Origin of the sequence: Burkholderia sp. LK4, assembly GCF_001043615.1 — a bacterium.
In the GTDB taxonomy this organism is placed as follows: domain Bacteria; phylum Pseudomonadota; class Gammaproteobacteria; order Burkholderiales; family Burkholderiaceae; genus Burkholderia; species Burkholderia cepacia.
The window spans coordinates 1-25,741 of the sequence record NZ_LDUL01000050.1 but is presented as its reverse complement, the minus strand read 5'-3'; the positions used below and the strand labels follow the sequence as shown (position 1 = coordinate 25,741).

Below are 25,741 nucleotides of genomic sequence, written 5' to 3'. Positions count from 1 at the left end.
ATCCCGCCGCCCTGCCATGTCCTGGTTTCTGTACCTGATCGAATGCGCCGACGACAGCGTCTACACGGGCATCACGACCGATGTCGCCGCGCGCTTCGACGAGCACGCGTCCGGCAAGGGCGCGCGCTACACGCGCTCGCGCAAGCCGCGCGCGGTGCTCGCGTCGTTTCCGCTGCCCGACCGGTCGATCGCATCGCGTGCCGAGTACTGGGTGAAGCGGCTCACGGCCGCGCAGAAACGCGAACTGGCGGCCGGGATCCGGACGCTCGAGTCGGTGTTGCCGGCCGGGATGTCGATCGACGGGAACGTCGATGCGGCCGGGTTGAAGGCCGAACTGAAGGCCGGTAAGCGCGGGCGGAAGAAGGCAAAGGCGCAGTCGGCCGACATCGCGACGCAGGCCGCTGAAACGGACAAGCCCGTCAAGAAAGCCGCGAAAGCCGGGAATGACGGGGACGCGTCCACGCCCGCAAAAACCGTGAAGCGCGGGCAAGCCGCGCAGGCGCCCAAGAAAACCAAGGCCACGCCTGCCAAGAAGCGTGCGAAGACCGACGACGCGGCCGAAGTGAAAAAGGGCTCGCCTCGCGGCAAGTCGGCCACGAAAGCCACGAAAGCCACGAAAGCCACATCGAAGCAGAAAGCGCCGGCCGCCGGCGGCAAGTCCGCCGCAAAACCACGCACCGACGTTGCTTCCGCGCCGACGCGCAGCCGTGCATCGGCAACAAGGACCACCACCGACACGATCGAAACCCCGGCGAATCCCGTCACCGCCATCCGCCGCGCCACACGCGCGAATCGTGCGAGAAGCGCATCGAACGCCACCGCCCTGCCTGCGCCGGCCCCCGCGCGCCCCCGAAAGAAGGCCACCCCGGGCGCCGGCCCGCGCACAAAACAAAACCGCGCGGCCTCCTGACGAGACACGCGCGGTTTGCGTTCCGAACGAACCGGCCGAGAGGCCGGCCAGACGGCTTACTTCTTGTAGTTCGCTGCGCCGTCGGCGATTTCCTTGTGCGCGGCTTCGATGCCGGCCCAGCCTTCGACCTTCACCCACTTGCCCTTCTCGAGCGCCTTGTATTGCTCGAAGAAGTGCTTGATCTGATCCTTCAGGTACTCGGGCACGTCGTCGATCGACTTCAGGTTGGCCGTCATCGGGCAGACCTTGTCGTGCGGCACCGCAACCAGCTTCGCGTCGACGCCCGACTCGTCGGTCATCTGCAGCATGCCGAGCACGCGCGAACGCACGATCGAGCCGGCCAGCAGCGGGAACGGCGTGATCACCAGCACGTCGACCGGATCGCCGTCGCCCGACAGCGTCTGCGGGATGTAGCCGTAGTTCACCGGATAACGCATGCCCGTGCCGATGAAACGGTCGACGACGAGGAGGCCCAGTTCCTTGTCCGCCTCGTACTTCACCGGGTCGCTTTGCGCGGGAATCTCGATGATCACGTTGAAATCTTGCGGCAGGTCCTTGCCGGCCGGAACATGGTTGAAGCTCATGAGCACTCTCTGTAGGTCGATGGGAATTCGGGACAGGGCGCCGCGGCCGATGCATCGCCGCAGGCGTCCCCCAACGGAATGCGCCATTATAGCCAATCGACCGGTGGCGTCCGGATGACGATCGGCGCGATAATCGTTCCCGATGTCCGGCCGTCGAACCCCCGGCCGCGTTGCATGGAACCGGCGTCGGCGCCAGAGCACCGTCGGCGGTCGACGCGAAGACAGGAGCACGCATGGAAGAGGCGAAGCACTTCATCGCAGGCGAATGGACGTTGCCTGCGCAACTGGAAACCATCGCGGTCGTCGATCCGTCCGACGGCCAGCCGTTCGCAGCCATTGCCCGCGGCACGGCGCCCGACATCGAGCGCGCGGTCGCCGCGGCCCGCGACGCGTTCGCGGGCCCATGGGGCGCCAAAAGCGCCGCCGAGCGCGGCCGCGTGCTGATGCGGCTGTCGGCGCGCGTGGCCGATTCCCTCGAGGAACTCGCCACGATCGAGGCACGCGACACCGGCAAGCCGCTCAAGCAGGCACGCGCGGATGCCGCCGCGCTCGCGCGCTACTTCGAGTTCTACGCGGGCGCGGCCGACAAGCTGCATGGCGAAACCCTTCCCTACCAAGCCGGCTACACCGTGCTGACGGTGCGCGAGCCGCACGGCGTCACGGGCCACATCGTGCCGTGGAACTACCCGATGCAGATTTTCGGGCGCAGCGTCGGCGCCGCGCTCGCGGCCGGCAACGCATGCGTCGTCAAGCCGGCCGAGGATGCATGCCTGTCGTTGCTGCGCGTGGCCGAGCTGGCCGCCGAGGCCGGGCTGCCGGCCGGCGCGCTCAACATCGTCACCGGCTACGGCCATGAGGCCGGCGCCGCGCTCGCGCGCCATCCCGGCATCGACCACATCTCGTTCACGGGCTCCCCCGCTACCGGCAAGCTGGTCACGCAGATGGCGGCCGAGAACCACGTACCCGTCACGCTCGAACTCGGCGGCAAGTCGCCGCAGATCGTGTTCGCCGATGCCGACCTCGACGCGGCGCTGCCCGTGCTCGTGTCGGCGATCGTGCAGAACGGCGGGCAGACCTGCTCGGCCGGCAGCCGCGTGCTGATCGAGCGCGCGGTGTACGAGCCGCTCGTCGAGCGGCTCGCCACCGCGTTCAACGGGCTGCGCGTCGGCCCGAGCCGCGCCGACCTCGACTGCGGCCCGCTGATCAACGCGAAGCAGCAGCAGCGCGTGTGGGATTTCCTGTCCGACGCGCAGCACGACGGCATTCCGATGGCCGCGCATGGGCAGGTCGTCGCCGAGGCACCCGAAAGCGGCTTCTACCAGGCACCCGCGCTGTTGCGCGACGTGCCGCCGTCGCACCGGCTCGCGCAGGAGGAAGTGTTCGGCCCCGTGCTCGCCGCGATGCGTTTCGTCGACGAAGACGAAGCCGTCGCGCTGGCGAACGGCACGCCGTACGGCCTCGTCGCGGGCATCTGGACGCGCGACGGCGCACGCCAGATGCGTATCGCGCGGCGCCTGCGGGCGGGCCAGGTGTTCATCAACAACTACGGCGCGGGCGGCGGCGTCGAGCTGCCGTTCGGCGGTGTCGGCCATTCGGGGCATGGCCGCGAGAAAGGCTTCGAGGCACTGTACGGCTTCACCGCGCTGAAAACGATCGCGATCCGGCACGGCTGAACGCGCGGCAAGCAGGACGCGGCATGCGGCCGGCAGCACGCGGCCGCATGCCGAAGCACGACGACACTAAATCCAGCACAGGAGACACACCATGCGGTTGAGCGGCAAGACGGCAATCGTCACGGGCGGCGGCTCGGGGTTCGGCGAAGGCATCGCGAAGACGTATGCGCGCGAAGGCGCGAACGTCGTCGTCAACGACCTGAACGGCGCGGCGGCCGAGCGTGTCGCGAGCGAGATCGCGCTCGCGGGCGGCAAGGCAATCGCGGTGGCCGGCGACGTGTCGCGTCAGGACGACTGGCACGCGCTGCTGCAGGCGACGCTCGACGATTTCCACGCGGTGCAGATCGTCGTGAACAACGCGGGCACCACGCATCGCAACAAGCCGGTGCTCGACGTGACGGAAGCCGAATTCGACCGCGTGTACGCGGTCAACATGAAAAGCCTGTTCTGGTGCGTGCAGACCTTCGTTCCGTACTTCCGCGAGCGGGGCGGCGGCGTGTTCGTGAACGTCGCGTCGACGGCCGGCGTGCGGCCGCGGCCGGGCCTCGTCTGGTACAACAGCACGAAGGGCGCGATGATCACCGCGAGCAAGTCGCTCGCGGCCGAACTCGGCGCCGACCGCATCCGCGTGAACTGCATCAACCCCGTGCTCGGCGAAACCGCGCTGATGACCGAATTCATGGGGTGCGAGGATACCCCCGAGAACCGCAGCCGCTTCCTCGCGACGATCCCGCTTGGCCGCTTCTCGACGCCGCAGGACATCGCGAACGCGGCGCTGTACCTGGCATCCGACGAGGCCGAGTTCATCACGGGCGTCTGTCTCGAAGTCGACGGCGGGCGCTGCATCTAGCCGTATCCCCCTTGCCGCAGCGTGCCGCGGCCGGCAACCGCCGCGGCACACGCGCATGGCTTCGCACGACTCCGGACAGGCACCGCTACGCCTTCTCCGGCCAATGACAAGGACAGGAGACAACATGGCAACATCGACGCAATCGCTGCCGGGCTCGTCCGGCGCATTCGAGGAAGCAACCTATCGCAAGGTGTCGTGGCGGCTCGTGCCGCTCCTGCTGCTGTGCTACGTGGTCGCGTATCTCGACCGCGTGAACGTCGGCTTCGCGAAGCTGCAGATGGCGAGCGACCTGAATCTCAGCGACACCGTCTACGGGCTCGGCGCCGGGATCTTCTTCTTCGGCTATTTCCTCTTCGAAGTGCCGAGCAACATCATCCTGCACAAGGTCGGCGCGCGCGTGTGGATCGCCCGCATCATGGCGACGTGGGGCGTGATCTCGATCCTGACGATGTTCGTCACGACACCCGCGATGTTCTACGTGATGCGCTTCCTGCTCGGCGTCGCCGAGGCCGGCTTCTTCCCCGGCGTGATCCTGTACCTCACCTACTGGTATCCCGCGCATCGTCGCGGCCGGATGACGACGTTCTTCATGACGGCGGTCGCGTTGTCCGGCGTGATCGGCGGGCCGATCTCGGGCTTCATCCTGAAGGCGTTCGACGGCGTGAGCGGCTGGCACGGCTGGCAATGGCTGTTCCTGCTCGAAGGCATCCCGTCGGTGCTCGCCGGCGTGCTCGTGTTCTTCTCGCTCGACGAGCGGATCTCGAAGGCGAAGTGGCTGACCGACGAGGAAAAGGCGCTGCTCACCCGCAACGTCGAAGCGGAGGAAGCGACCAAGGAAGACCTGCCGCTCGGCACCGTGATGTCGAGCCCGCGCGTGTGGCTGATGGCGCTGATCTATTTCTCGTTCGTGATGGGGCTCTACGGCGTCGGCTTCTGGCTGCCGACGATCATCAAGGCCACCGGCGTGACCGACACGTTCATGATCGGTCTGCTGTCGGCGATTCCGTATGCGGCCGCGGTGGTCGCGATGATCCTGATCGCGCGCAGCGCGGACCGGCACCGCGAACGCCGCTGGCACGTCGCGATTCCGGCCGCGATCGGCGCGCTCGGGCTCGTGCTGTCGGTGGTCTGGGCACACCAGACCGCGCTCGCGATGCTCGGCCTCACGCTCGCGACGATCGGCATCCTGACCACGCTGCCGCTGTTCTGGAGCCTGCCGACCGCGTTCCTCGGCGGCACGGCGGCCGCGGCCGGCATCGCGATGATCAACTCGATCGGCAACCTCGCGGGCTTCCTGAGCCCGTACCTGATGGGCTGGCTCAAGCAGGCGACGGGCGCCAACGATTCGGGCATGTACATGCTCGCCGGGTTCCTCGTGCTCGGCGGGCTGCTCGCGCTGTCGGTGCCGAAGCGGCTGGTCGACAAATGACGCGGGGCGCATTGGCGCCCCCTGCCGGCGGACGATCCGCCCCGGAAACGCCCCGCTGGCCGGAACCGCTCCGGCCAGCGGGGCGTTTCCGCTTCCACCCGCGTGCCGACCGGACGATGCCGGCTCGGTATCGAGCCAGCTCTGATGCCATGATTCCCACAATACTCCCTATTGATCCTTATTTCATGGAACAATAGGGAACATATTGAGCATCACGAGCCGATCATGTTCCATACCGTCGACGAGTCCGCCGCCCGCCTGCGCCTCCACCCGAAGACCGTCCTGCGCTTCATCCGCGAGGGCAAGCTGCATGCGACGCGGGTCGGCCGCGCCTACCGCATCCTCGACACCGACCTCGCCGCGTTCGCGCAAACCGAGCCGGCCGCGCCCGTCCCGCGTGCGGTGCGCGTCACCAGCATCGTCGACATTCCGGACGCGTCGCAGTCGCTGCACCAGTACCTGTCGCGATCGCTGCATGCGATGGCGTCCGGCCGCACGTCGTACGTCGACCCCGTGCGGATCGACGTCACGTTCGATCCCGCCGCGAGCCAGGTCAAGATCATCGTCGCCGCAACGCCAGCCGACACGGCCGTGCTGATGTCGTCGCTCGAGGCTTTGCTGCAGCAAAGCGGGACATGAGCGCGATCTTCAGGTCGCCGCGCCATGCACGCGCCATTCGCGCGGCTTATGACACCGCGCTGTCGCACTGGCCGGCCGGACATCGGCGCGTCACCGTGCAGACGCGCCATGGCGCGACGCACGTGATTACCTGCGGCCCCGAGCACGCGCCGCCGGTCGTGCTGATCCACGGCGCGCAGACGACGGCGGCGAGCTGGCAGCATTACGCGGCGCAATGGTCGACACACTTCCGGCTCCATGCGATCGACGTGATCGGCGAAGCAGGACCGAGCGCGCCGTCGCGACCGCCGCTTGCGGGCGACGCGCATGCGCAGTGGCTCGACGACGTGCTGGACGGCCTGCAGGTGTCACGTGCCGCGTTCGTCGGCATCTCGCTCGGGGCGCGAACGGCGCTCGACTTCTCGTTGCGGCGGCCGGCACGCGTGACGCGGCTCGCGCTGCTCTGCCCGTCCGGCATCGGCCGGCAGAAGCGGTTTCTGTGGTGGGCGCTGCCGTTGTTGCTGCTCGGCGATGCCGGGCGCGCATGCGTGCGACGGCGCGTACTCGGCCGCCTGCCGCCCGCGTCGACGGCGGCCGAGCGTGACACGCTCGCGCTGATGCACGCCGTCGACCGCGGGTTTCGCCCGCGCATCGAACCGATTCCGGTGTTCGCCGACGACGTGCTGCGCACGCTGTCGGTGCCCACGCTGGCGATCGTCGGCGGCCGCGACGTGATGCTCGATTCGCAAGACACGCGTGAGCGCCTGACGCGTCTCGTGCCGCACGCGCAGATCCTGTTTCTTCCCGAGCAGCCCCACTTCATCCGCGGGCAACGCGACACCGTATTCGCGTTTCTCGCGTCGACGGAAACCATCGACATGCCCCACCGAATCGTTCAGGCAGCCGGCCGCCGCGTGCTGGTCCGCGCCCCCTCCGCTCCCGTCGTGCAGCGGGAAAGCGATGCGCTCGACCTCGTCGCCCTCGCGCACGAGCATGAAGCCGACTGGATCGCGGTGCCCGCGGATGCGCTGCACGACGACTTCTACCGGCTCGAAAGCGGCCTCGCGGGCGCCGTCCTGCAGAAGCTCGTCAACTACGGCGTCAGGCTCGGCGTGGTCGGCGACATCGAGCGCTGGCTCACGCGCAGCGAAGCGTTCCGCGCACTCGTGCGCGAATCGAATCGCGGGCAATCGGTGTGGTTCGTCGCCAGCGAGGGCGACCTGCTGCGCAAGCTCGGCGCATGACGTGTCGTCCAGGCCCGCCCTGAACGAAAAAAAACCCCGAAGGCCTTCCGGCATTCGGGGCTTTCTTGCGCGGGTTGCGCGGGTTGCGCGGGCCGCCTGCGGCAGGCGGCCACGCCGCCCGCGTCAGACCACGGTGATCGCGAGCGCGCTTTCGCGGTAGTGCTTCGCGGCCTTGTCGGTTTCGCCGAGATGCTCGAACAGGCGCGCGAGCGCACGATGCGCACGCACCTTCAGCGCTTCGTTGTCGGCGAGCTTCAGCGCCGATTCGAGGAACGACTGCGCCTTGCCCCACAGCTGCTGCTGCTGGCACAGGCGGCCGAGCGCGAACAGCAGGTCGGCATCCTCCGGGTGATCCTTCTTCCACCCTTCGGCCTTCTGGATCAACGGCAGCGCATCGGCGCCGGCCGTATCCGGGTAACGGCGCAGCAGGCGCGCATCCCAGTTGTGGGCAAGCGCGTCCTCGACGATGCGACGCGCTTCGTTGCGGCGCTCGAGCGGAACGAGAAGATCGGCCGCGAGATCGGCGAGACGCGGCGACTGGCGCTCGACCGGCGACAGCGACTGCCACACCTCGAGCAGCGCGTCCGGGTCGTGCCGGCGTTCGCGCAGCAGGTTTTCCGCAGCCTGCTGGCGCAGCCGCACGGCTGCGGCCGGATGCAGTGCCTCGCGCTTCTCGAGCGCCTTCGCAAGCTTCAGCACCTCGGCCCAGTTCTTCAACTGCTGCTGCGCGCGCAGCGCAACCTGCTGCGCATGGATACGCTTGCCGCCCGCCTGCAGGTCGGCCAGCGCGGCGAGCGCGCCGTCGGCATCGCGCGCATCCGCGCGCATGTCGGCCGCGGCGAGCAGCCGTGCGTCCTGCCATTCAGGTGCGTCGACCTTCGACAGCCAGTCGTCGCGACGCGTGTACTCGTGCATCCGGTGCGCGGCAGTCGCCGCGACGAGACTCGCCGCGCCCTGGTTCGCGTCGACCGACAGCGCTTCACGCGCGGCCTTCTCCGCGCGCGAGAAGCGGCCCGCGTACAGGTTCGCGATCGCGTCGCGCAGCGATGCCTGCGCCTTCTCGTTGCGCGAACGCGCACGATACGCGGCGACCCGCTGCGGCATGCGCCAGATGTTGCGCACGATACGCAGCAGCGCATACACGACGATGAACAGCACGACGATGGCGATCACGAACAGGTTCAGCGACACGTCGATCCGGTACGGCGGATAGACGAGCAGCACCTGCCCCGCGTCGAAACGGCCGACGGTGGCGAGCGCAGCGGCGATCGCGAACAGGACCGCGAGCCAGACGATACCTCGAAGCGTCATCGTTACCCCCGGCTCTTGAACTGCTGAACGGCGTTCAGGCTCGTGTTCAGGTTCGGCACCGCGACCGTCAGCGATGCGCCGTCAACCTGCTTGAGCAGATCCTCGACGGTCTGCGTGTCCTTCGATGCCTGGTCGAAATACTTCCCGAGCGACGCCTGCGCGGCGTGCAGATCGGCCTTCATCGCGCCGTCGTTGCGCGCGAGCAGCGACAGGCGCGCGGTCAGCAGGCGCAGCTTCACGTTCTCGCGCACGAAGTAACCCTGGTCGGGCGACGCGAGCATCGCGTCCGCGTTGTCGATCCGGCGCACCTGCACGAGCCCCTTCAGTTGCTGGCCGAGGCCGGCCGAGAAGTCGTGCCACCACACCTTCCAGCGCGGCTCGCCGGCCAAGGCCGACGATGCGGCATCGGCCGGCGCGGCCTTCGGCGCTTCGTGCGGGACGATCGCCTCGCCGGACAGCGGCAGCGCGTCGATCTTCGCGATCGCGTCGTCGAGCTTGATCGCGAGGCCCGTGAGGTCGGCCGCCGGTGCGGCCTTCAGCTTCTCGATGTCCAGCGCGAGCGCCTTGCGCACCGTGACGGCCTGCGCGCTCTGCGAGGTGGCGAGGCGCGCGTCGGCATTCTGCAGCGCGATCAGCGCGAGCTGCGTGTTGCCGGTCAGCTGAAGCTGCTGGCTCGCGCTCGACAGCATCTGGTCGACTTCCTCGAGCATCCACGCATCGCGGTTGCGCGACAGGTCCTGGTATTGCTGCTGCAGCGCCTGCTGCGCGCTCTGCGCGTCGGCGAGCTTGCCGTCGAGCTGCGCGAGCTGCGTGTCGACCTGGTGCGTGCTCGCCAGCGCCTGCTCGGTCTTCATCCGCGTTTCGGCCGTCTGTGCGTCGAGCGCCTTCTGGCGCGCGACGAACGTGCCGTCGAGCCGGTCGATCTTGCGGTTCAGCGCGTAGCCGCCGACGCCCGCCGCGCAGCCGAGCACGACGACGACGAACCACAGCACCGCGCTGCCGCCGCGGCGCGCGGGCGGTTCGGACGCCATATAGGCGGGACGGGACGGCGGTGCGGATGCAGCGGCCGGCTGGGAAGCGACGCTTTTGGAATCGTTGGTATCTGTCATGCGTTTAGTCACCGGTGCGGCTGTCGCCGGTTGGACGGCCTCGTCGGCCATCGTTCGAAACGCGCGGACGATGCGCTCATCGCCCGCGCCGGTCAGCGTAATCCTATCAAAACCCAATGCACGCGCGGTCTGCTCGATGCGCGGATGCGGCGTGACGAGCGGCGCATGCTTCAGCGCGGCGATCTCGGCATCGTTCAGATGCGCCCGCGCGAGTTCGTGCAGGTTGCGCACGCCTTCCGAGCTCGTGACGAGCCACGCATGCGGTTCGCCGTCGAGCAGCGCATGCACGCGCTCCCACGCGCCGACGCGCGGCTCGGGCACGACGCGCCGGTACGCGGCGACGAGCGCGACGTCCGCGCCGGCCTCACGCAGCCGGTCGGCGAGCCATTCGCGCCCGCCGTCGCCGCGTACGATCAGCACGCGCTTGCCCGCCAGCGCGGGCGCGCCGCCGAATTCGGCCTCGATGCGCGCGAACAGGCTTTCCGAATCGTAATGGGGTACGCCGCCGTCGGCCGGCGCCTGCGGCGCGATCACCCGATGCGCGGGCGCCGCGATGCCGTGACGCTCGAGCGCCGCCACGCTGCCGGGCCCGACCACGCCGACCGGCAGCGCGTTCGGCCAGATCGCGCCGTACTGCGCGAGCGCGCGGTCGATCGCGTTCGGCGACACGAAAATCACCAGCGCGTAATCCGCGAGCGCCGCGAACGCGGCGTCGAGCGGCGCCGGATCGTCGACGGGCGCAATATCGATCAGCGGGAATTCGAGCACGTCGCAACCGGCCTCGGCCAGTTGCGACGCGAGCGCGCCGGACTGGCCGTCCGGGCGCGTCAGGACAGCGGTGAACGCGCGCGCGCCGCCCGCCATCAGGCGTCGCCCTTGCCGGCGGCCTGCGAGCCCGCGAGCAGCGCCTGGACGATCTCGAGCGCGCCTTGCGCCTCGAGTTCGTCGGACACGGCCCGGCCGAGCGCGAGCGCATCGGCGACGCTCATGACGGCCCCGCACGCCTCGGCGGTCAGCACGCGCTTGCCGTCGGTCGTCGACACGCGGCCCGTCAGGTACAGCTCGCCCGCGCGCCACACCGCATGCGCGGCGAGCGGCACCTCGCAGCTGCCGCCGAGCGCGCGCGACACCATCCGCTCGGCCTCGACCGCGAGCGCGGTCTGCGGGTCGTGCAGCGGTGCGAGCCACGCGGCGACATCGTCGCGGTGCGACGCGATCTCGATGCCGAGCGCGCCCTGGCCCGCGGCGGGCGGGCTCGCGTCGACGTCGAGGAGCGCGCGGATCCGCGCCTCCAGGCCGAGGCGCTTCAGGCCGGCGGCCGCCAGGATGATCGCCGCGTAATCGCCGCGATCGAGCTTCGACAGGCGCGTGTCGAGGTTGCCGCGCAGCGGCAGCACGTCCAGGTGCGGGTAGCGCGAGCGCAGCATCGCCTCGCGGCGCAGGCTCGACGTGCCGACCACGGCACCGGCCGGCAGCGCGTCGAGCGACGCGTAGTCGTTCGACACGATGGCATCGCGCGGGTCCTCGCGCTCCATGATCGCGGCAAGCGAGAAGCCTTCCGGCAGCGCCATCGGCACGTCCTTCAGCGAATGCACGGCGAGATCGGCGCGGCCGTCGGCCAGCGCGGCCTCCAGTTCCTTCACGAACAGGCCCTTGCCGCCGACCTTCGACAGCGTGCGATCGAGAATCTGGTCGCCGCGTGTCGTCATTCCGAGGATTTTCACGTCACAAGCTGGATATAATTTGCGCAGCGCATCACGCACATGTTCGGCTTGCCACATCGCCAGGCGGCTCTCGCGCGAAGCAATCGTCAACGTCGCGGGCGGCTGTGCCTGTTGCGGCCCTGCCGCAGGAGTCTCGGAATTCATTGCTGGAACATCGAAGGACGGGATTGAAGACCGAACAATGGTAGCACGCACGCCCCTGCCCGCCCGGGCCCGGAGCCTGCGTCCGGCCTGCCGCCGGGCGGGTCGCGGCGCCGATGTGCGGATGTGCCGCACGTAGCTGGTTGCTTGACCGCAGTTTCGCAGTTTCCGCAGTTCCTTTTGACTCGAGCTTTCCCAAGGAAACCCATCGTGAAGTCTTCCGGATCGGCGCGTACGGCGCGCCGCAATGCTGCCCTGTCCTCCTCCGACGCCTCGACGGACACCGTCGCCACCGCCGCGAACGGCCGTGCGAAAACGGCAACGAAACCGAAAGACCCGATACGTCAGACAAAACGCACGGCGAAGACCGCCGGCCCGGCCGCCCGCACGGCCGGTGCGACGAAGGCCGGCACCCGCACGCGCGACGACAAGGACGGCCCGCTGTTCGACGACATCCGCTTTCTCGGCCGCCTGCTCGGCGACGTCGTGCGCGAGCAGGAAGGCGACACCGTGTTCGACGTCGTCGAGACGATCCGCCAGACCGCCGTCAAGTTCCGCCGCGAGGACGACAGCGAAGCCGCGCAGACGCTCGAGAAGAAGCTGCGCAAGCTGACGCCGGAGCAGACGGTGAGCGTCGTGCGCGCGTTCAGCTATTTCTCGCACCTCGCGAACATCGCGGAAGACCGCCACCACAACCGCCGCCGCCGCATCCACGCGCTGGCCGGCTCCGCGTCGCAGCCCGGCACGGTCGCGTACGCACTCGAGCAACTGAAAACGACCGGCAATGCGTCGAAGCGACTGCTGCAGCGCTTCTTCGACGATGCGCTGATCGTGCCGGTGCTGACCGCGCACCCGACCGAAGTGCAGCGCAAGAGCATCCTCGATGCGCAGCACGACATCGCACGCCTGCTCGCCGAGCGCGACCAGGAGCTGACCAGCCGCGAGCGCCAGTACAACGAATCGATGCTGCGCGCACGCGTCACCACGCTGTGGCAGACGCGCATGCTGCGCGACGCGCGCCTGACGGTCGGCGACGAAATCGAGAACGCGCTGTCGTACTACCGCGCGACGTTCCTCGACGAACTGCCGGCGCTGTACGGCGACATCGAGGCCGCGCTCGCCGAGCACGGCCTGTCCGCGCGCGTACCCGCGTTCTTCCAGATGGGCAGCTGGATCGGCGGCGACCGCGACGGCAACCCGAACGTGACCGCGTCGACGCTCGACGAAGCGATCAACCGCCAGGCCGCGGTGATCCTCGAGCACTATCTGGAACAGGTGCACAAGCTCGGCGCCGAACTGTCCGTGTCGAACCTGCTCGTCGGCGCGAACGACGCCGTGAAGGCGCTCGCGGCCGCGTCGCCCGACCAGTCGCCGCACCGCGTCGACGAGCCGTATCGTCGCGCGCTGATCGGCATCTACACGCGGCTCGCCGCAAGCGCGCGCGTGCGTCTCGGCGAAGGCACGGTGCCCGTGCGCAGCGCGGGCCGCGGCGCGCCGCCCGTGCGCGCGATCCCGTATGCGGATTCCGAAGCGTTCGTCGCCGACCTGAAGGTGCTGACCGCGTCGCTCGACGAACACCACGGCACGTCGCTCGCCGCGCCGCGCCTCGCGCCGCTCGTGCGCGCGGCCGAAGTGTTCGGCTTCCACCTCGCGAGCATCGACCTGCGCCAGAGCTCCGACATCCACGAAGCCGTGGTCGCCGAGCTGTTCGCGCGCGCGGGCGTCGAGGCCGACTACGCGGCGCTCGCCGAGGAAGACAAGCTGCGCGTGCTGCTCGCCGCGCTCGCCGATCCGCGTCCGCTGCGCTCGCCGTACCTCGAATACTCCGCGCTCGCCCAGAGCGAACTCGGCGTGTTCGAGAAGGCGCGCGACGTGCGCGCCCAATTCGGCGCGCGCGCGGTGCGCAACTACATCATTTCGCACACGGAAACCGTCAGCGACCTCGTCGAGGTGCTGCTGCTCCAGAAGGAAACGGGCCTGCTCGAAGGCGCGCTCGGCGTGCCCGGCGGCAACCCGCGCAACAGCCTGATGGTGATCCCGCTGTTCGAGACGATTCCCGACCTGCGCGACGCCGCGCGCATCATGCGCGAATACTTCGCACTGCCAGGCATCGACGCGCTGGTCGCGCACCAGGGCGCCGAGCAGGAAGTGATGCTCGGCTATTCGGACAGCAACAAGGACGGCGGCTTCCTCACGTCGAACTGGGAGCTGTATCGCGCGGAACTCGCGCTCGTCGACCTGTTCCGCGACCGCAAGATCACGCTGCGCCTGTTCCACGGCCGCGGCGGCACGGTCGGCCGCGGCGGCGGCCCGACCTACCAGGCGATCCTGTCGCAGCCGCCGGGCACCGTGAACGGCCAGATCCGCCTGACCGAACAGGGCGAGGTGATCGCGAGCAAGTTCGCGAACCCGGAGATCGGCCGCCGGAACCTCGAGACGGTCGTCGCTGCAACGCTCGAGGCGACGCTCCTGCCGCAGAACAACGCGCCCGCGCAGCTGCCGGCGTTCGAGGCCGCGATGCAGACGCTGTCCGATTCGGCGATGGCCGCGTATCGCGCGCTCGTCTACGAAACCCCGGGCTTCACCGACTATTTCTTCTCGTCGACGCCGATCACCGAGATCGCCGAGCTGAACATCGGCAGCCGCCCTGCCTCGCGCAAGCTGCAGGATCCGAAGCAGCGCAAGATCGAGGACCTGCGCGCGATTCCGTGGGGCTTCTCGTGGGGCCAGTGCCGGCTGCTGCTGACGGGCTGGTACGGCTTCGGCAGCGCGGTGAGCGCATATCTCGACGGCGCGCAGGATGAAGTCGAGCGCACGAAGCGCGTCGCGCTGCTGAAGAAGATGAACAAGACCTGGCCGTTCTTCTCGAACCTGATGTCGAACATGGACATGGTGCTGGCGAAGACCGACCTTGCGGTCGCATCGCGCTACGCGCAGCTCGTCTCCGACCGCAAGCTGCGCAAGCACGTGTTCGAGCGGATCGTCGCGGAATGGGAGCGCACGTCGCAGGCGCTGGCGGAAATCACCGGGCACGAAGGCCGCCTCGCGACCAACCCGCTGCTCGCGCGCTCGATCAAGAACCGCTTCCCGTATCTCGATCCGCTGAACCACCTGCAGGTCGAACTGATCAAGCGCCACCGCGCGGGCGACACGAACGCGCGGCTGCGCCGCGGGATTCACCTGACGATCAACGGGATCGCGGCCGGCCTGCGCAACACGGGCTGATCCGCATGCGGCGCGGCGCGATGCCGCGCCGGCCGGCGGCATGAAAGCCGCGATACCCACCGTATGCACGGTGGCGTATCGCGGCTTTTTTCATGCTCGCGGGCGTCGACGAAACCGTGCCGGCGCACCGCACGCTCAGTGCGCGTCGATCAGCAGCGCGTCGTGCTCGAACGATCCGTCGGGCTGCACCGCGTAGTAGCTGCGCACCTCGTCGGGCGCATGCGCCCACAGCGCGCGAATGCCGGTGACGCTGTCGGCCGGCGTGCGGATGCGCGCGACCCACGTATCGAAATCGATCGGCAGCCGCCAGCGGCTGTGCACGTGCGCGTCGAAGCCGGCATCGCGGAACATTGCGAGCCATTCGTCCGCGCGGTAGTCGCGCACGTGCGACGCGTCGCGCAGCACTTCCGCGGCCTGCAGGTACGTATCGAGGAGCGGATGGTCGTTGCCGGCGATGTCGATCATCAGCACGCGGCCGCCCGGTTTCAGCACGCGGCGCACTTCGGCGAGCGCCGCGCGCATGTCGTGCCAGTGGTGCGCGCTCATCCGGCTCACGACCCAGTCGAACGTCGCCGCCTCGAACGGCAGCTTCTCGGCCGGGCCCTGCTGCGTACGGATGTTCGCGAGCCCGCGCTCGCGCGCCGCGGCGTCGACCGTCGCGAGCATCTGCGCGGCGAGATCGTAGGCAACCACGTCGCGCACGTGCGGCGCGACCGCGAAGCTCGCGTGGCCGGCGCCGCAGCCGAGATCGAGCACCGCGGCATCGGGCGTCGCACGCACCGCGTCGGCGAGCGTCTGCAGGTCGGCGCCCGTCGCGTGGACCGTGCTCGTCAGGTAGGCGGCGGCCGTCGTGCCGAATGCGTCGGCGACCTGGTCGTGGTGTTTCATCGTTCTCTCCTTTCTCTTGCGCAATCGGCCGGCGCGGATGCGTCCGTGCACTTTCCGGCCCCATGCAGCACGTTTTGTGGGACGCCCGCTCCCCTGGCAGCGCGCGAGCCGCTACAATAGGCCTGCGCTTGTACCAGTACAAGTTAAGCAGTTATTCTGGTATTCGATACACCTGTCTGATCGTTGCCGCATCCCCGCTTCCACTTCGCCGTTTCCGCATGAACCAGCCGTCCTCCGTCCCCGTCCCGCCGCTCGACGCCACGCCCGCCCGTGCGCTCGGCGAATTCATCCGCGCCCACCGCGAGCGGCTGTCGCCGCAGGCCGTCGGCCTGCCGCCCGGCCCGCGCCGCCGCACGCCGGGGCTGCGGCGTGAGGAAGTCGCGCAGCTCTGCGGCGTCAGCCCCACCTGGTACACGTGGATCGAACAGGGCCGCCCCGTGTCCGCGTCGGCCGACGCACTCGCGCGGATCGCCGTCGCGCTGCAACTGTCGAAGGCCGAGCGCGCGTACCTGTTCGAGCTGGCCGCGCAGCGCGACCCGGCCGAGCCCGACGTCGCGGGCGGCGACCTGCCGCCGACGCTCGCCGCGACCGTCGCGGCCATCGCGACACCGGCCTACGTGCTCGACCGGCAATGGAACGCACTCGCGTGGAACGCACCGGCCGCCGCGCTCTTTTCCGGCTGGCTCGACGGCGAGCACGACCGCAACCTGCTGCGCTTCACCTTCATGTCGGCGGCCGCGCGCACGCTGATCGTCGACTGGGAAACCCGCGCGCGGCGGCTCGCGGCCGAATTCCGCGCCGATTCGATCCGGCACCTGACCGACGCGCCCACGCGTGCGCTGATCGACGCACTGACCGCCGGCAGCGATGCCTTCGCGCAGTACTGGGCATCGCAGGACGTGTTCGAACGCGAAGGCGGCCTGCGCGAATTCGACCATCCGGCCGACGGCCGCCTCGTGTACCAGCAGATCACGCTGAAGCCCGCGCACCGCGAAGACCTGAAGCTGGTCGTGCTCGTGCGCGACTGAACGGCCCGGCCCGCGCGGGCCACGGCCGGCGGGCCGCCGCGAACGGCTGCGCGCCGCGGCGGGCAGGCCCGCGAATGTTAGAATCGCGGGATTCCCTCGGCGGCGCACGCCGCCCAACATCCCCTTCGAAGAATCGCCATGACGTCCCAACTGCACAAAAAGGGCGAGGCCTGGTCGGCCCGCTTCTCGGAACCGATGTCGGAGCTGGTCAAGCGCTACACGTCGTCGGTGTTTTTCGACAAGCGCCTCGCGCTCGTCGACATCGCCGGCTCGCTCGCGCACGCGAACATGCTCGCCGCGCAGAAGATCATCAGCGCCGACGACCTGGCCGCGATCGAACGCGGGATGGCGCAGATCAAGGGAGAAATCGAGCGCGGCGAATTCGAATGGCAGCTCGACCTGGAAGACGTCCACCTGAACATCGAGGCGCGCCTGACCGCGCTGATCGGCGATGCCGGCAAGCGCCTGCACACGGGCCGCTCGCGCAACGACCAGGTCGCCACCGACATCCGCCTGTGGCTGCGCGGCGAGATCGACCGCATCGGCGGCCTGCTGAACGACCTGCGCGGCGCGCTGCTCGACCTCGCGGAACAGAACGCCGACACGATCATGCCGGGCTTCACGCACCTGCAGGTCGCACAGCCGGTCACGTTCGGCCACCACCTGCTCGCGTACGTCGAGATGTTCTCGCGCGACGCGGAGCGCATGCGCGACTGCCGCACCCGCGTGAACCGTCTGCCGCTCGGCGCGGCCGCGCTCGCCGGCACCAGCTACCCGATCGACCGTCACGCCGTGGCGAAGACGCTCGGCTTCGACGGCATCTGCGCGAACTCGCTCGACGCGGTGTCGGATCGCGACTTCGCGATCGAATTCACGGCGGCGTCCGCGCTCGTGATGACGCACGTGTCGCGCTTCTCCGAAGAACTCGTGCTGTGGATGAGCCCGCGCGTCGGCTTCATCGACATCGCCGACCGCTTCTGCACCGGCAGCTCGATCATGCCGCAGAAGAAGAACCCGGACGTGCCCGAGCTCGCGCGCGGCAAGACGGGCCGCGTGAACGGCCACCTGATGGCGCTGCTGACGCTGATGAAAGGCCAGCCGCTCGCGTACAACAAGGACAACCAGGAAGACAAGGAACCGCTGTTCGACACGGTCGACACCGTCGCCGACACGCTGCGGATCTTCGCCGAGATGGTGGCCGGCATCACCGTGAAGCCGGACGCGATGCGCGCGGCCGCCCTGCAGGGCTTCTCGACCGCCACCGACCTCGCCGACTACCTGGTGAAGCGCGGCCTGCCGTTCCGCGATGCGCACGAAGCCGTCGCGCACGCCGTGAAGATCTGCGACGACCGTGGCATCGACCTGGCCGACCTGACGCTCGACGAGATGAAGCAGGAACTGCCGAACGTCGCGCACCTGATCGGCGAAGACGTGTTCGGCTACCTGACGCTCGAAGGTTCGGTCGCCAGCCGCAATCACCCTGGCGGCACCGCGCCCGACCAGGTGCGTGCGGCGGTCAAGGCAGCCCGCGCCGCGCTCGGCCAGTAAGCCCGCTGTTCCGGACGGACGCCATCGGCGTCCGTTTTTCATTCGGGCGGCCGTCGCGCCGCCCATCGCCTTCCCCGCTTCCCGAATGCCGCCGATGACCTTTTCCGCCGCGCTCTTCGACATGGACGGCCTGCTCGTCGATTCCGAGCGGACCATCATGAACACGTGGATCGACGTGTCGACTGCGCACGGTGTCACGCTGACCACCGCCGACTACCTGCAGATCGTCGGCCGCTCGTTCGCCGAAGGCCAGGTGATCCTGGCGCGGCTGATCGGCAACCCCGACACGTTCGACGCGGTGCGCACCCGCGTGCGCGAGCAGCTCGCGGCGCCCGAACCGCATCCGAAGTTTCCGCTGAAACCCGGCGCGTTCGCGCTGCTCGACACGCTCGCGCAAGCCGGCATTCCGTGCGCGGTCGCGTCGTCGTCCGCGAGCGAGGTGATCCGCGCGCGGCTCGACGCGGTCGGCGTGCTGCCGTTCTTCCGCGCGATCGCGGGCGGCGACGAAGTCGCACGCGGCAAGCCCGACCCGGCCGTCTACCGGCTCGCGGCCGAACGCCTCGGCGTGCCGGCACACGCATGCGTCGCGTTCGAGGACAGCGATTTCGGTGCGCAGTCGGCCGCCGGCGCGGGCGCCGCGGTCGTCACCGTGCCCGACCTGAAGGCGCCGACGCCCGAGATCATCGCGCTGAGCCTGCACGTGCTCGCCTCGCTCGACGATGCGCTCGCGCTCGTGCCGTCGTGGTTCGGCAAGCGCAGCACACTGCCGAACTGAACTGACTCGTAAACCGCCCCGTCCCACTGATCGACAGCCATCCAGTTTCACCATCGACCACGGTGTCGCCATGGCTGGTGATATCGCCCAAGCAGGCGACGGGCCTGCTATCGATGGCGCTGTCAGGTGGACCGGCTTTGATCTCGGCCGCGCAACTGATATGGATCGCCGATCCACGCTACGGCTCGACTGTCGATGTCGAAGGGATCGGCCCCGCGAGTCACTGAGTCCTCGCCGTGGAGCGGAGAACTATGACGGTGGCCGACGCATACCGGAAGATTCCGGGCGATCCGTGCCCGAACTTCTGTCGCCCCGGTGCAAAATCAGGATGCCCCGTGACATGCGAGTTCAGGGTGCGGTTCTCGACTCAGCGTCCATCTTGGCCGGCCACTCCACCTTGGGAGCCAAACGCAGCGCCAAGTTGTACGGAGCGACGTCATTGGGATCACGCGACTCGGCATGGCCGGGATCAAGACGCTTGGTTCCGTGTTGCATGTACGAGCACACGTAGGCCCAAAGATTAGTCGTGTTGGTGGCAGCGGTACTGAAATCGAAGCGCGTGATGACCTCGTTGGTACCGGACTTCACGACGGCAATGGAAACACCCTCTTTGATGATGGGTGCACCGCCGGCAGTCGCACCTCGCACCTTCCATTTCTCGGCGCGAAGATCGTCCCAGTCATAGCTCGCCGTAGTGACGTACCAGCGTGTGAACGGATTCCACCAGACCGAGTGAAAACCGTACACGTACACTTTGCGGCGCACGCGGTTGAAGCGTAGAGGCAGATCACGTGGTGGAGACACGTCCGCGCGATAAAGAACACATGTCCCCCAGACACCAAATACAACAGTGACTATATCCAGCAAAGTGACGCCGATGCGCGCCAGCGTCGTCCAAGTATCAAACGCCCTTAAAATAAAAATGAGCCACCCGGTAAAAAATATATACCAGGCGGTCGTCAGTGCCGCGATTACTGCACAACAAAATACTAGCCCGCGCACAGTCGATACATTTCTCGGAATATCCATGTAGATCGAATCGAGATGCGTTGGCGACTGCCGCATAATCGTCGGACTTTCATCGATAGGTTCGTTCGGTCCTGGTAGATCACGCTGCCATCCCGGGCAAGGAGGATTGAGCTTAGGTTTCGCCATGAGGCATCCTCGGTGATTTCGATAGCTGCGAAGCCAGAGCCATCGCTCCTGTCAGACATAAGCATTCACGGTGCTGTCCGCGACTCGTGATCCATATCGGTAGGCCATTCCACCTTGGGAGCCAAGCGCAACGCCAAGTTGTACGGAGCGACGTCGTTGGGATCGCGCGGCCTGGCATGATCGGGAACAAGACCCTCGATGCCGTTTTGCATGTACGAGCACACATAGGCCCAAAGATTGGTTGTGTTGGAGGAGGTGCTACTAAGGGCGAAGCGTGTAATGACGTCATCGGTACCGGGCTTCACGACAGCAATGGAGACGCCTTCTTTGATAATAGGCGCACCACCTGCGGTTGCTCCGCGCACCTTCCATTTCTCGGCGCGCAAATCATCCCAGTCATAACTCGCCGTAGTGACATACCAGCGAGTGAATGGATTCCACCATACCGAGTGGAAATCATAAACATATACTTTGCGGCGTAGCCGATTGAAGCGGAGAGGAAGGTCGCGAGGTGGGGAGACGCCTGCCCGATAAAAACTGCATGCACTCCATATGCACAATACAATGACACTCATATGCATCAAGACAATGCCAACCATCTCAAAGGCCGAAGCCAAATCTTGTATTTTTGACTCGACAATGTCTCTTGTTGCAAATATCACATAATCGCAAGTCACTAAAGCCACTATGATACAAAAGCAAAGCAAAGCGCCGCGCAGCATTGATTTGTTTCGCGCAAACTCAGCGTATGTCGCATCAATATGAGTAGGCGCCAGCCACCGGAGGAACGGGCTCTCTTCGACGGCTTCATCCGGACTTGGTAGATCACGCTGCCATCCTGGGCAAGGAGGATTGAGCCTAGGTTTCGCCATCAGGAATCCTCGGTGATTTCGATGGCTGCGAATCCAGAGCTATCGCTCTTATCAGGCCAGAAGGTTACGACTAATGTTGCCGACTTGATCTTGTTCACCGGATCTAACCAATACCGGCCGCTCAGCACCGGCCGCTTCGAAGTGGGCTTCGTCTCGCTTTCGAGGGAGTAATCCGGGCGATTCGGCACTGAGACTGGCTTGAGCGTTGCCGTGTCGTTGAATTGACCCGATGCCATGACATGGGAGGATAGAATGGGCAGGCGCTTACCAGTGCGCGTCAAACCAAAGCGTTCGGTAGCGAGTGTAAAGCGATAGCGTGATCGTTGAGCATCAAATCCCGGTAAGACCGCGCCATAGGCCAACACCGTTCCGCTCTCCACTGCACCACCATTTTTCAGCACCTCGACGTCTTCAGCGATAAGTTCGTCGGCTGATCTAGCGCGAGATCCACTCTCGAAACGGAGTGTCACGTCCATACCGAGTACCGCGGCATTGAGTGCCGCGATAGCACGATCCATGTCTTTCTCTGGATCGCCCCAACGCTGCTTGTCTTGTGCTTGGCCGAAGTAGCAGCGCCGCGCCCATTGTTCCAAAGCATCGGATTCGAGACTCTTGGCAACTTGAACTGCCGCAAAGGCGAGAAGTCCGAACGCGATACCAGCGCCCAAGGGACCGAATAGAACGAGCGAACCCGCTGCTCCCCAAAAAGTGAAGCCTGCGCCGACGATAGACAGCGTGGCGGCTATTCCATAGGTGATCGCAGCGCCCGTGTCTCCCACTTTCGCCACACGCACGGCGGCCATGATACTTGCCTTCCCATCTGCAATTCCTGCCAGGGCCGCTATTGCCCCACCGACCTTCACCATTAGGCTCCCCAGCCCCACAACCCGACCAAGCACCGGCGTTTGCTCGACTCCCCAGTGCCGCACGAACGCCTTCGCAGCCTCCGCCGGAATTTTGATCGCCAGGCCAGCCGCCTCAACTCCCGCCCCCATCAAACCAATCGACACACTGTAAAACGCGGCCACCGCTTCCGGATGACGCGCACCCACCTTCGCATCCAGATCGGCCAGCGTGCTCTTCAAACTGTCCTGCAGAAAGTACAGGCCAACGAACGACAAGCCCCCATCCACGCTGCCGACAGACAAGCTCTTGAGGCCAGCAAAGCTGCTGCCAGCAAAACGATGCGCAGCGGCGGCACCGATCTGCAAACCGTTAAGCAGCTTGGCCGCGGCCGGCTCCAGGTTCTTGAGGCCGGCCTTGATCTGGCGCAGCGCCGCCTTGGCCTCGCGATTCGCGTCCTGCCCCCACACACCGCCGGCCTGCTTGATGTCGCTCGCCCGCTCCTTGGCATCCTGACCAAACTGCACGAGCCGTTGCTTGACCTCTTCGGCTGAACCATGAACCCATAGCGTGACGTCGATAAGCATGTTGCGAACGTTGACGTTCGGGATAGTGATCAAGCTCCCCAACAACATCGCGCGTGCCCCCTTTCCGGCAGCCTTATGCGCCTCCTTGGCGTGGCCGCGTATCTCCTCCGACAGCAGATCGAAGCATTCGCCTACGGTGAGTTGGATCGTGACCTGCGTGAGCTTGGTTTTTCCGTAGAGCCACGCCGCGCCCACATGGAGATTGTCCAGCGCCGCCTTGGCACCCACGCTCAGGGCACTGTCCAGTCGATTGGCCGCGTCATGCATCGCGGCCAGCAACTGGTCGGCCGCACCGGCGATGACGCCTCTGCGCCAATCATCACCGTCCTTGCTGGTCGCGATGAGTTTGACCACGTCATAGTATTTCTTGCCCGCATCGTTGGGCATGGCACCGGCTGCGAACTGCGGCTCAAACGCTTGCTGCAGGTCGGTATGTTGTCCATTCAAGGCGAGGTAGGCCGGGCTGTTGGGGTCTTTCAGCAACTGCTGCCATGCCTTGCCACTGGGGCCAAGTACTTGGGGCTTGGGTTTTTCGCCCGACGGGGCCGGCGACGATGGTGCATCGGTGACACCACCGGCAAGACAGTCAGCGACGGTAACGAGACGACATTGCCATGAACGAACATCCGCGTCGGCATAGTCGAGCGTCATGATGCGGTTCCAGTCGGCGCCGCCCACCTGCGTACCCCAGTCGGTCGCATAGGCATCGATCTGCTTCTGGAAATCGTCGACCGTCTTGTCGTAGGCGTCCTGGAAAGTTTTGCGCCCTTTCGGGCCGGTTTCCCAGTAGCGCTCTTTGAGTCGTTCGATTCGACTTTGGGTCTTGTGCTTGACCGTGGTGGCGCGCTCTTTCACCGGGTCCTGGAACACCGGTGGGACGCCGGCCTCGCTGGGCATCCAGAAATCATCGGCAGGAGGCGGTGTTTCAGCATCCACGAGTTGGGCAATGTAGGCCCTGATACCCAGCAAGCATTGCGATGTAAGGTAGGCGTACCGTCGCGCCGGCTCCTCGCGCCAGTGCTGGAGCAGCGTACCGACAGAGAGCCGCAAGCTGTTGAGTTCCGCTGCCATGCCCACCGGATCAGGCAAGATGAGACCCGCTACACCATTCGCGAGCCCATGCTGCTTTTCGAGGATGCGCAATTGCGCACGCATCGCTTGCGCGCGTGGGTGGCGAGGATGCCACGTGTGGACACTACCGAAGTCACGTGTGTTCGCCGCGTATTCCGCTACGTGCTCGTGAAGTGCATCGCCGTGCTCCAGGGCGAGCGCCTGGTTGTTCGCTTCGGGATCGGCCTTCAGGACGGCGAGACTGATCACCTTGAATCGCTGGCGATAGCCTGCCGGCAGCGGCTTGCCGTTAGCGTGCTTGCCCGTCCTGTACGCATCGAGCGTGGCCTTGGGCCAAGGGTCCTGCGCGAACGCGATCCAGGCCTGCTTGTACGCTGTCGTGTCGATATTGATAAACGCAGCGCGAAGATCATGCCCGGCATCCACGCACGCCTTCGAGAGCGGCTCGGGTTTCGCACGCGGCATGGCAAAGGGATTGCATTGACGCAGGTAGCCTTCTGGAGTCACCTGATAGCCGTGCCAGATTTTTTCATCCAGTAGCACATAGACGTAGCCCTGTCGCAGTACACGCAACGCGGTCTGTATCGACGCGTGATGCAGCGTGCCGTGCCGCTTGAGCCCCTGGGTAACCGGCATGACGGCGAGCCGCAACGGCAGGATCGGTACACCCGTGCGCTGGCATGCACTGCAATCGCCGGTAGGATTAGGCACTGCCTGGCGTCCTGCTCGGGTGAGAGTTTGGCTCGTGCTCATGAATAGCTCGCTGCTGCTGGTAACGACGCGACGACGCGTATCCAAGCCGAATCGTCGTAGGTCTCAAAACGCGCCTGTAACGTGGACGTGCCGGCTAACGCACGCGCAATGTCGGCCTGTACGCGAGGGTGCTGTGGCAAATCCGGATGGATGAACACGCGATGCATGCACAGATCGATGATGTCGGCGCTCAGGCGCAGCCCACGGTTACGGGCGTCACGGACAAGCCGGAAAGCATGAGCCGCCGCTTGCGGTGGCAACAGCGTGTCGCCACGCCAGTGCTTGGGGGCATAAGTCATCGGAAACCTGAGAGCGAGACGCCAGGCGTCAAGGAAGTCGCCGACAAGGGGCGCGAGCCGTTGTGTCTGGCGAGCTAACGCTGGGATATCCATCCCGGTCCCGGTGGGCGCACCGCGAAACAAGGCATAGGTGCCCCAACTGGTCGGGCAAAGCCAGCTCCGGGTAGGCCATAACAGATCGGGAAAGGTGTTTCCCACGGACGCGGCCAATAGTTCAAGCCGAAGAGGTTCGAACCACGCCGATACGCTCTGCGTTGCCGCCGGCGCAACGTCCAGGCAGCGCACGGCCAGGTGTTCGGCCAGCGTCTCGGGTGAGCACTCGCTCAACAGCCATCCGCAGACGTAGCGTTTCTTATAACTCGCATCTTCAAGCGCATACCGTTCGCTCGACTCTAACAGGGCCATAGCCGGAGCCTCCCCGGGCGTTGCCAGTTGAATCAACGCCGGACACGCTTCAACCGTATGAGCGAGGTCCGGGCGCAAGACACGCGTGATCGCCTGTTCACCTAACGCCTGCATCAGGGACACGATACTCAGCGGATCTTCCGGCGTGCATTCGGCCATCGGGTCCAAGAGCAGGTAGAGATAGTCGGTTTGGGTGCGCTCGCTGCTGGCAAACGCGTGAACGGCGCTCGCTGTCATCTGGCGCGCTCCAGGCAATCGGCCTGTTGACCTTCCAGAATCTGGCTACCCAGGGATAGATTGTTTCCATCTCCGCCCCCCTGCTGGGTCATCGGCCCCTTCACACGGATTGCCACGGCATCCAGCGTGATGCCGCTGCTGTCAATGCGCACGGTACCACCCGGCCCCTTGACGACAACGGCTTCGGCTGCGTGCATTTCGTACACCTTGGTGCGATGCCGAATGGCTTGCCCCGCCTCCAGGTCGGCACGCCCCTGCACGCGCTGTTCATAGTGCCCGCCGATATCAACCGTATGATTGGCTGCGGTCTTGTCACGCCGGTGGTTACCCACCTCTTCGGCGTGGTCCTTGCCCGTCGTGATGGTGTGGTTGCGACCGATCGTCAGAAAACCGTCCTCTCCAATGTCATGTCGGCGATCCTGACCAATCGTGACTTGTTCGTCGCGCCCCACGGTCTCTTTG

20 protein-coding genes are annotated in these 25,741 nt (G+C 66.6%); 10 read left to right on the top strand and 10 right to left on the bottom strand.

The annotated features are described in order from the left end of the window. Nucleotides 1-16: 16 nt before the first annotated feature. Nucleotides 17-910, top strand: a complete 894-nt coding sequence (locus VK92_RS25015; RefSeq protein WP_048025371.1) for a GIY-YIG nuclease family protein — start codon at nucleotides 17-19, stop codon at nucleotides 908-910. 56 nt (nucleotides 911-966) lie between these two features. Here the strand turns inward: VK92_RS25015 and ppa are convergent, their stop codons facing one another. Further along, entirely contained in the window at nucleotides 967-1,494 is a 528-nt protein-coding gene (gene ppa / locus VK92_RS25010) for an inorganic diphosphatase (RefSeq protein ID WP_027786751.1), read from the bottom strand. 233 nt (nucleotides 1,495-1,727) lie between these two features. Between ppa and VK92_RS25005 the strand changes: the two genes are divergently transcribed. The 5 genes from VK92_RS25005 (at nucleotide 1,728) to VK92_RS24985 (ending at nucleotide 7,308) form a co-directional block, all read left to right on the top strand. Then, nucleotides 1,728-3,167, top strand: a complete 1,440-nt coding sequence (locus VK92_RS25005) for an aldehyde dehydrogenase family protein (RefSeq protein ID WP_021158433.1) — start codon at nucleotides 1,728-1,730, stop codon at nucleotides 3,165-3,167. Between the two features lie 91 nt (nucleotides 3,168-3,258). Next, the gene (locus VK92_RS25000) at nucleotides 3,259-4,017 is read left to right on the top strand and encodes an SDR family oxidoreductase (protein WP_048025370.1); all 759 of its coding nucleotides are present in this window, start codon (nucleotides 3,259-3,261) and stop codon (nucleotides 4,015-4,017) included. Nucleotides 4,018-4,141: 124 nt separating this feature from the next. After that, nucleotides 4,142-5,446: an MFS transporter gene (locus VK92_RS24995; protein ID WP_048025369.1), complete on the top strand. Its 1,305-nt coding sequence runs from the start codon at nucleotides 4,142-4,144 to the stop codon at nucleotides 5,444-5,446. A 225-nt stretch (nucleotides 5,447-5,671) separates the two neighbouring features. Further along, a complete protein-coding gene (locus tag VK92_RS24990) occupies nucleotides 5,672-6,085 on the top strand; it encodes a helix-turn-helix domain-containing protein (RefSeq protein ID WP_048025368.1) in 414 nt (137 codons plus the stop codon). Then, complete coding sequence (locus VK92_RS24985) at nucleotides 6,082-7,308, top strand: alpha/beta fold hydrolase (protein WP_048025367.1); 1,227 nt, start codon at nucleotides 6,082-6,084, stop codon at nucleotides 7,306-7,308. Before VK92_RS24990 ends, VK92_RS24985 begins: the two co-directional genes overlap by 4 nt. Nucleotides 7,309-7,431: 123 nt before the next feature. Here VK92_RS24985 and VK92_RS24980 read toward each other — a convergent pair whose 3' ends face one another. The 3 genes from VK92_RS24980 to hemC are packed head-to-tail and all read right to left on the bottom strand — an operon-like array spanning nucleotide 7,432 to nucleotide 11,596. Next, nucleotides 7,432-8,619, bottom strand: a complete 1,188-nt coding sequence (locus VK92_RS24980; RefSeq protein WP_011352869.1) for a heme biosynthesis protein HemY — start codon at nucleotides 8,617-8,619, stop codon at nucleotides 7,432-7,434. 2 nt (nucleotides 8,620-8,621) lie between these two features. Further along, nucleotides 8,622-10,592 carry a fused uroporphyrinogen-III synthase HemD/membrane protein HemX gene (gene hemDX / locus VK92_RS24975; protein WP_048025366.1) on the bottom strand — a complete coding sequence of 657 codons (1,971 nt, stop codon included), beginning with the start codon at nucleotides 10,590-10,592 and terminating at the stop codon, nucleotides 8,622-8,624. Further along, nucleotides 10,592-11,596, bottom strand: coding sequence for a hydroxymethylbilane synthase (hemC, locus tag VK92_RS24970; protein WP_048025365.1), 1,005 nt, complete (start codon nucleotides 11,594-11,596; stop codon nucleotides 10,592-10,594). Before hemC ends, hemDX begins: the two co-directional genes overlap by 1 nt. Before the next feature lie 207 nt (nucleotides 11,597-11,803). Here hemC and ppc point away from each other — a divergent pair, with 207 nt between their 5' ends. Next, the gene (gene ppc, locus VK92_RS24965; protein WP_048025364.1) at nucleotides 11,804-14,818 is read left to right on the top strand and encodes a phosphoenolpyruvate carboxylase; all 3,015 of its coding nucleotides are present in this window, start codon (nucleotides 11,804-11,806) and stop codon (nucleotides 14,816-14,818) included. A 135-nt stretch (nucleotides 14,819-14,953) separates the two neighbouring features. Here the strand turns inward: ppc and VK92_RS24960 are convergent, their stop codons facing one another. Beyond that, nucleotides 14,954-15,706: a class I SAM-dependent methyltransferase gene (locus VK92_RS24960; RefSeq protein WP_048025363.1), complete on the bottom strand. Its 753-nt coding sequence runs from the start codon at nucleotides 15,704-15,706 to the stop codon at nucleotides 14,954-14,956. A 218-nt stretch (nucleotides 15,707-15,924) separates the two neighbouring features. Between VK92_RS24960 and VK92_RS24955 the strand changes: the two genes are divergently transcribed. From VK92_RS24955 to VK92_RS24945, 3 genes are all read left to right on the top strand, one after another. Beyond that, complete coding sequence (locus VK92_RS24955) at nucleotides 15,925-16,734, top strand: helix-turn-helix transcriptional regulator (RefSeq protein ID WP_048025362.1); 810 nt, start codon at nucleotides 15,925-15,927, stop codon at nucleotides 16,732-16,734. A 138-nt stretch (nucleotides 16,735-16,872) separates the two neighbouring features. Further along, complete coding sequence (gene argH / locus VK92_RS24950; RefSeq protein WP_046544646.1) at nucleotides 16,873-18,282, top strand: argininosuccinate lyase; 1,410 nt, start codon at nucleotides 16,873-16,875, stop codon at nucleotides 18,280-18,282. Between the two features lie 94 nt (nucleotides 18,283-18,376). Then, nucleotides 18,377-19,057 (top strand): HAD family hydrolase, encoded by a 681-nt coding sequence (locus VK92_RS24945; protein WP_021164217.1) that lies wholly within the window; start codon nucleotides 18,377-18,379, stop codon nucleotides 19,055-19,057. A gap of 348 nt (nucleotides 19,058-19,405) precedes the next feature. Here the strand turns inward: VK92_RS24945 and VK92_RS24940 are convergent, their stop codons facing one another. The 5 genes from VK92_RS24940 to VK92_RS42585 form a co-directional block, all read right to left on the bottom strand. After that, the gene (locus tag VK92_RS24940; protein WP_225740358.1) at nucleotides 19,406-20,212 is read right to left on the bottom strand and encodes a DUF6708 domain-containing protein; all 807 of its coding nucleotides are present in this window, start codon (nucleotides 20,210-20,212) and stop codon (nucleotides 19,406-19,408) included. 65 nt (nucleotides 20,213-20,277) lie between these two features. After that, entirely contained in the window at nucleotides 20,278-21,084 is an 807-nt protein-coding gene (locus VK92_RS43125) for a DUF6708 domain-containing protein (protein WP_230965970.1), read from the bottom strand. Further along, the gene (locus VK92_RS24935; RefSeq protein WP_131723307.1) at nucleotides 21,084-24,338 is read right to left on the bottom strand and encodes a T6SS effector BTH_I2691 family protein; all 3,255 of its coding nucleotides are present in this window, start codon (nucleotides 24,336-24,338) and stop codon (nucleotides 21,084-21,086) included. Before VK92_RS24935 ends, VK92_RS43125 begins: the two co-directional genes overlap by 1 nt. Continuing rightward, nucleotides 24,335-25,279 (bottom strand): hypothetical protein, encoded by a 945-nt coding sequence (locus VK92_RS24930; protein ID WP_048025360.1) that lies wholly within the window; start codon nucleotides 25,277-25,279, stop codon nucleotides 24,335-24,337. Before VK92_RS24930 ends, VK92_RS24935 begins: the two co-directional genes overlap by 4 nt. Continuing rightward, nucleotides 25,276-25,741: bacteriophage T4 gp5 trimerisation domain-containing protein (locus VK92_RS42585; RefSeq protein WP_048028497.1), on the bottom strand; the 466-nt coding region annotated here is incomplete at its 5' end. The genes VK92_RS24930 and VK92_RS42585, both read right to left, overlap by 4 nt.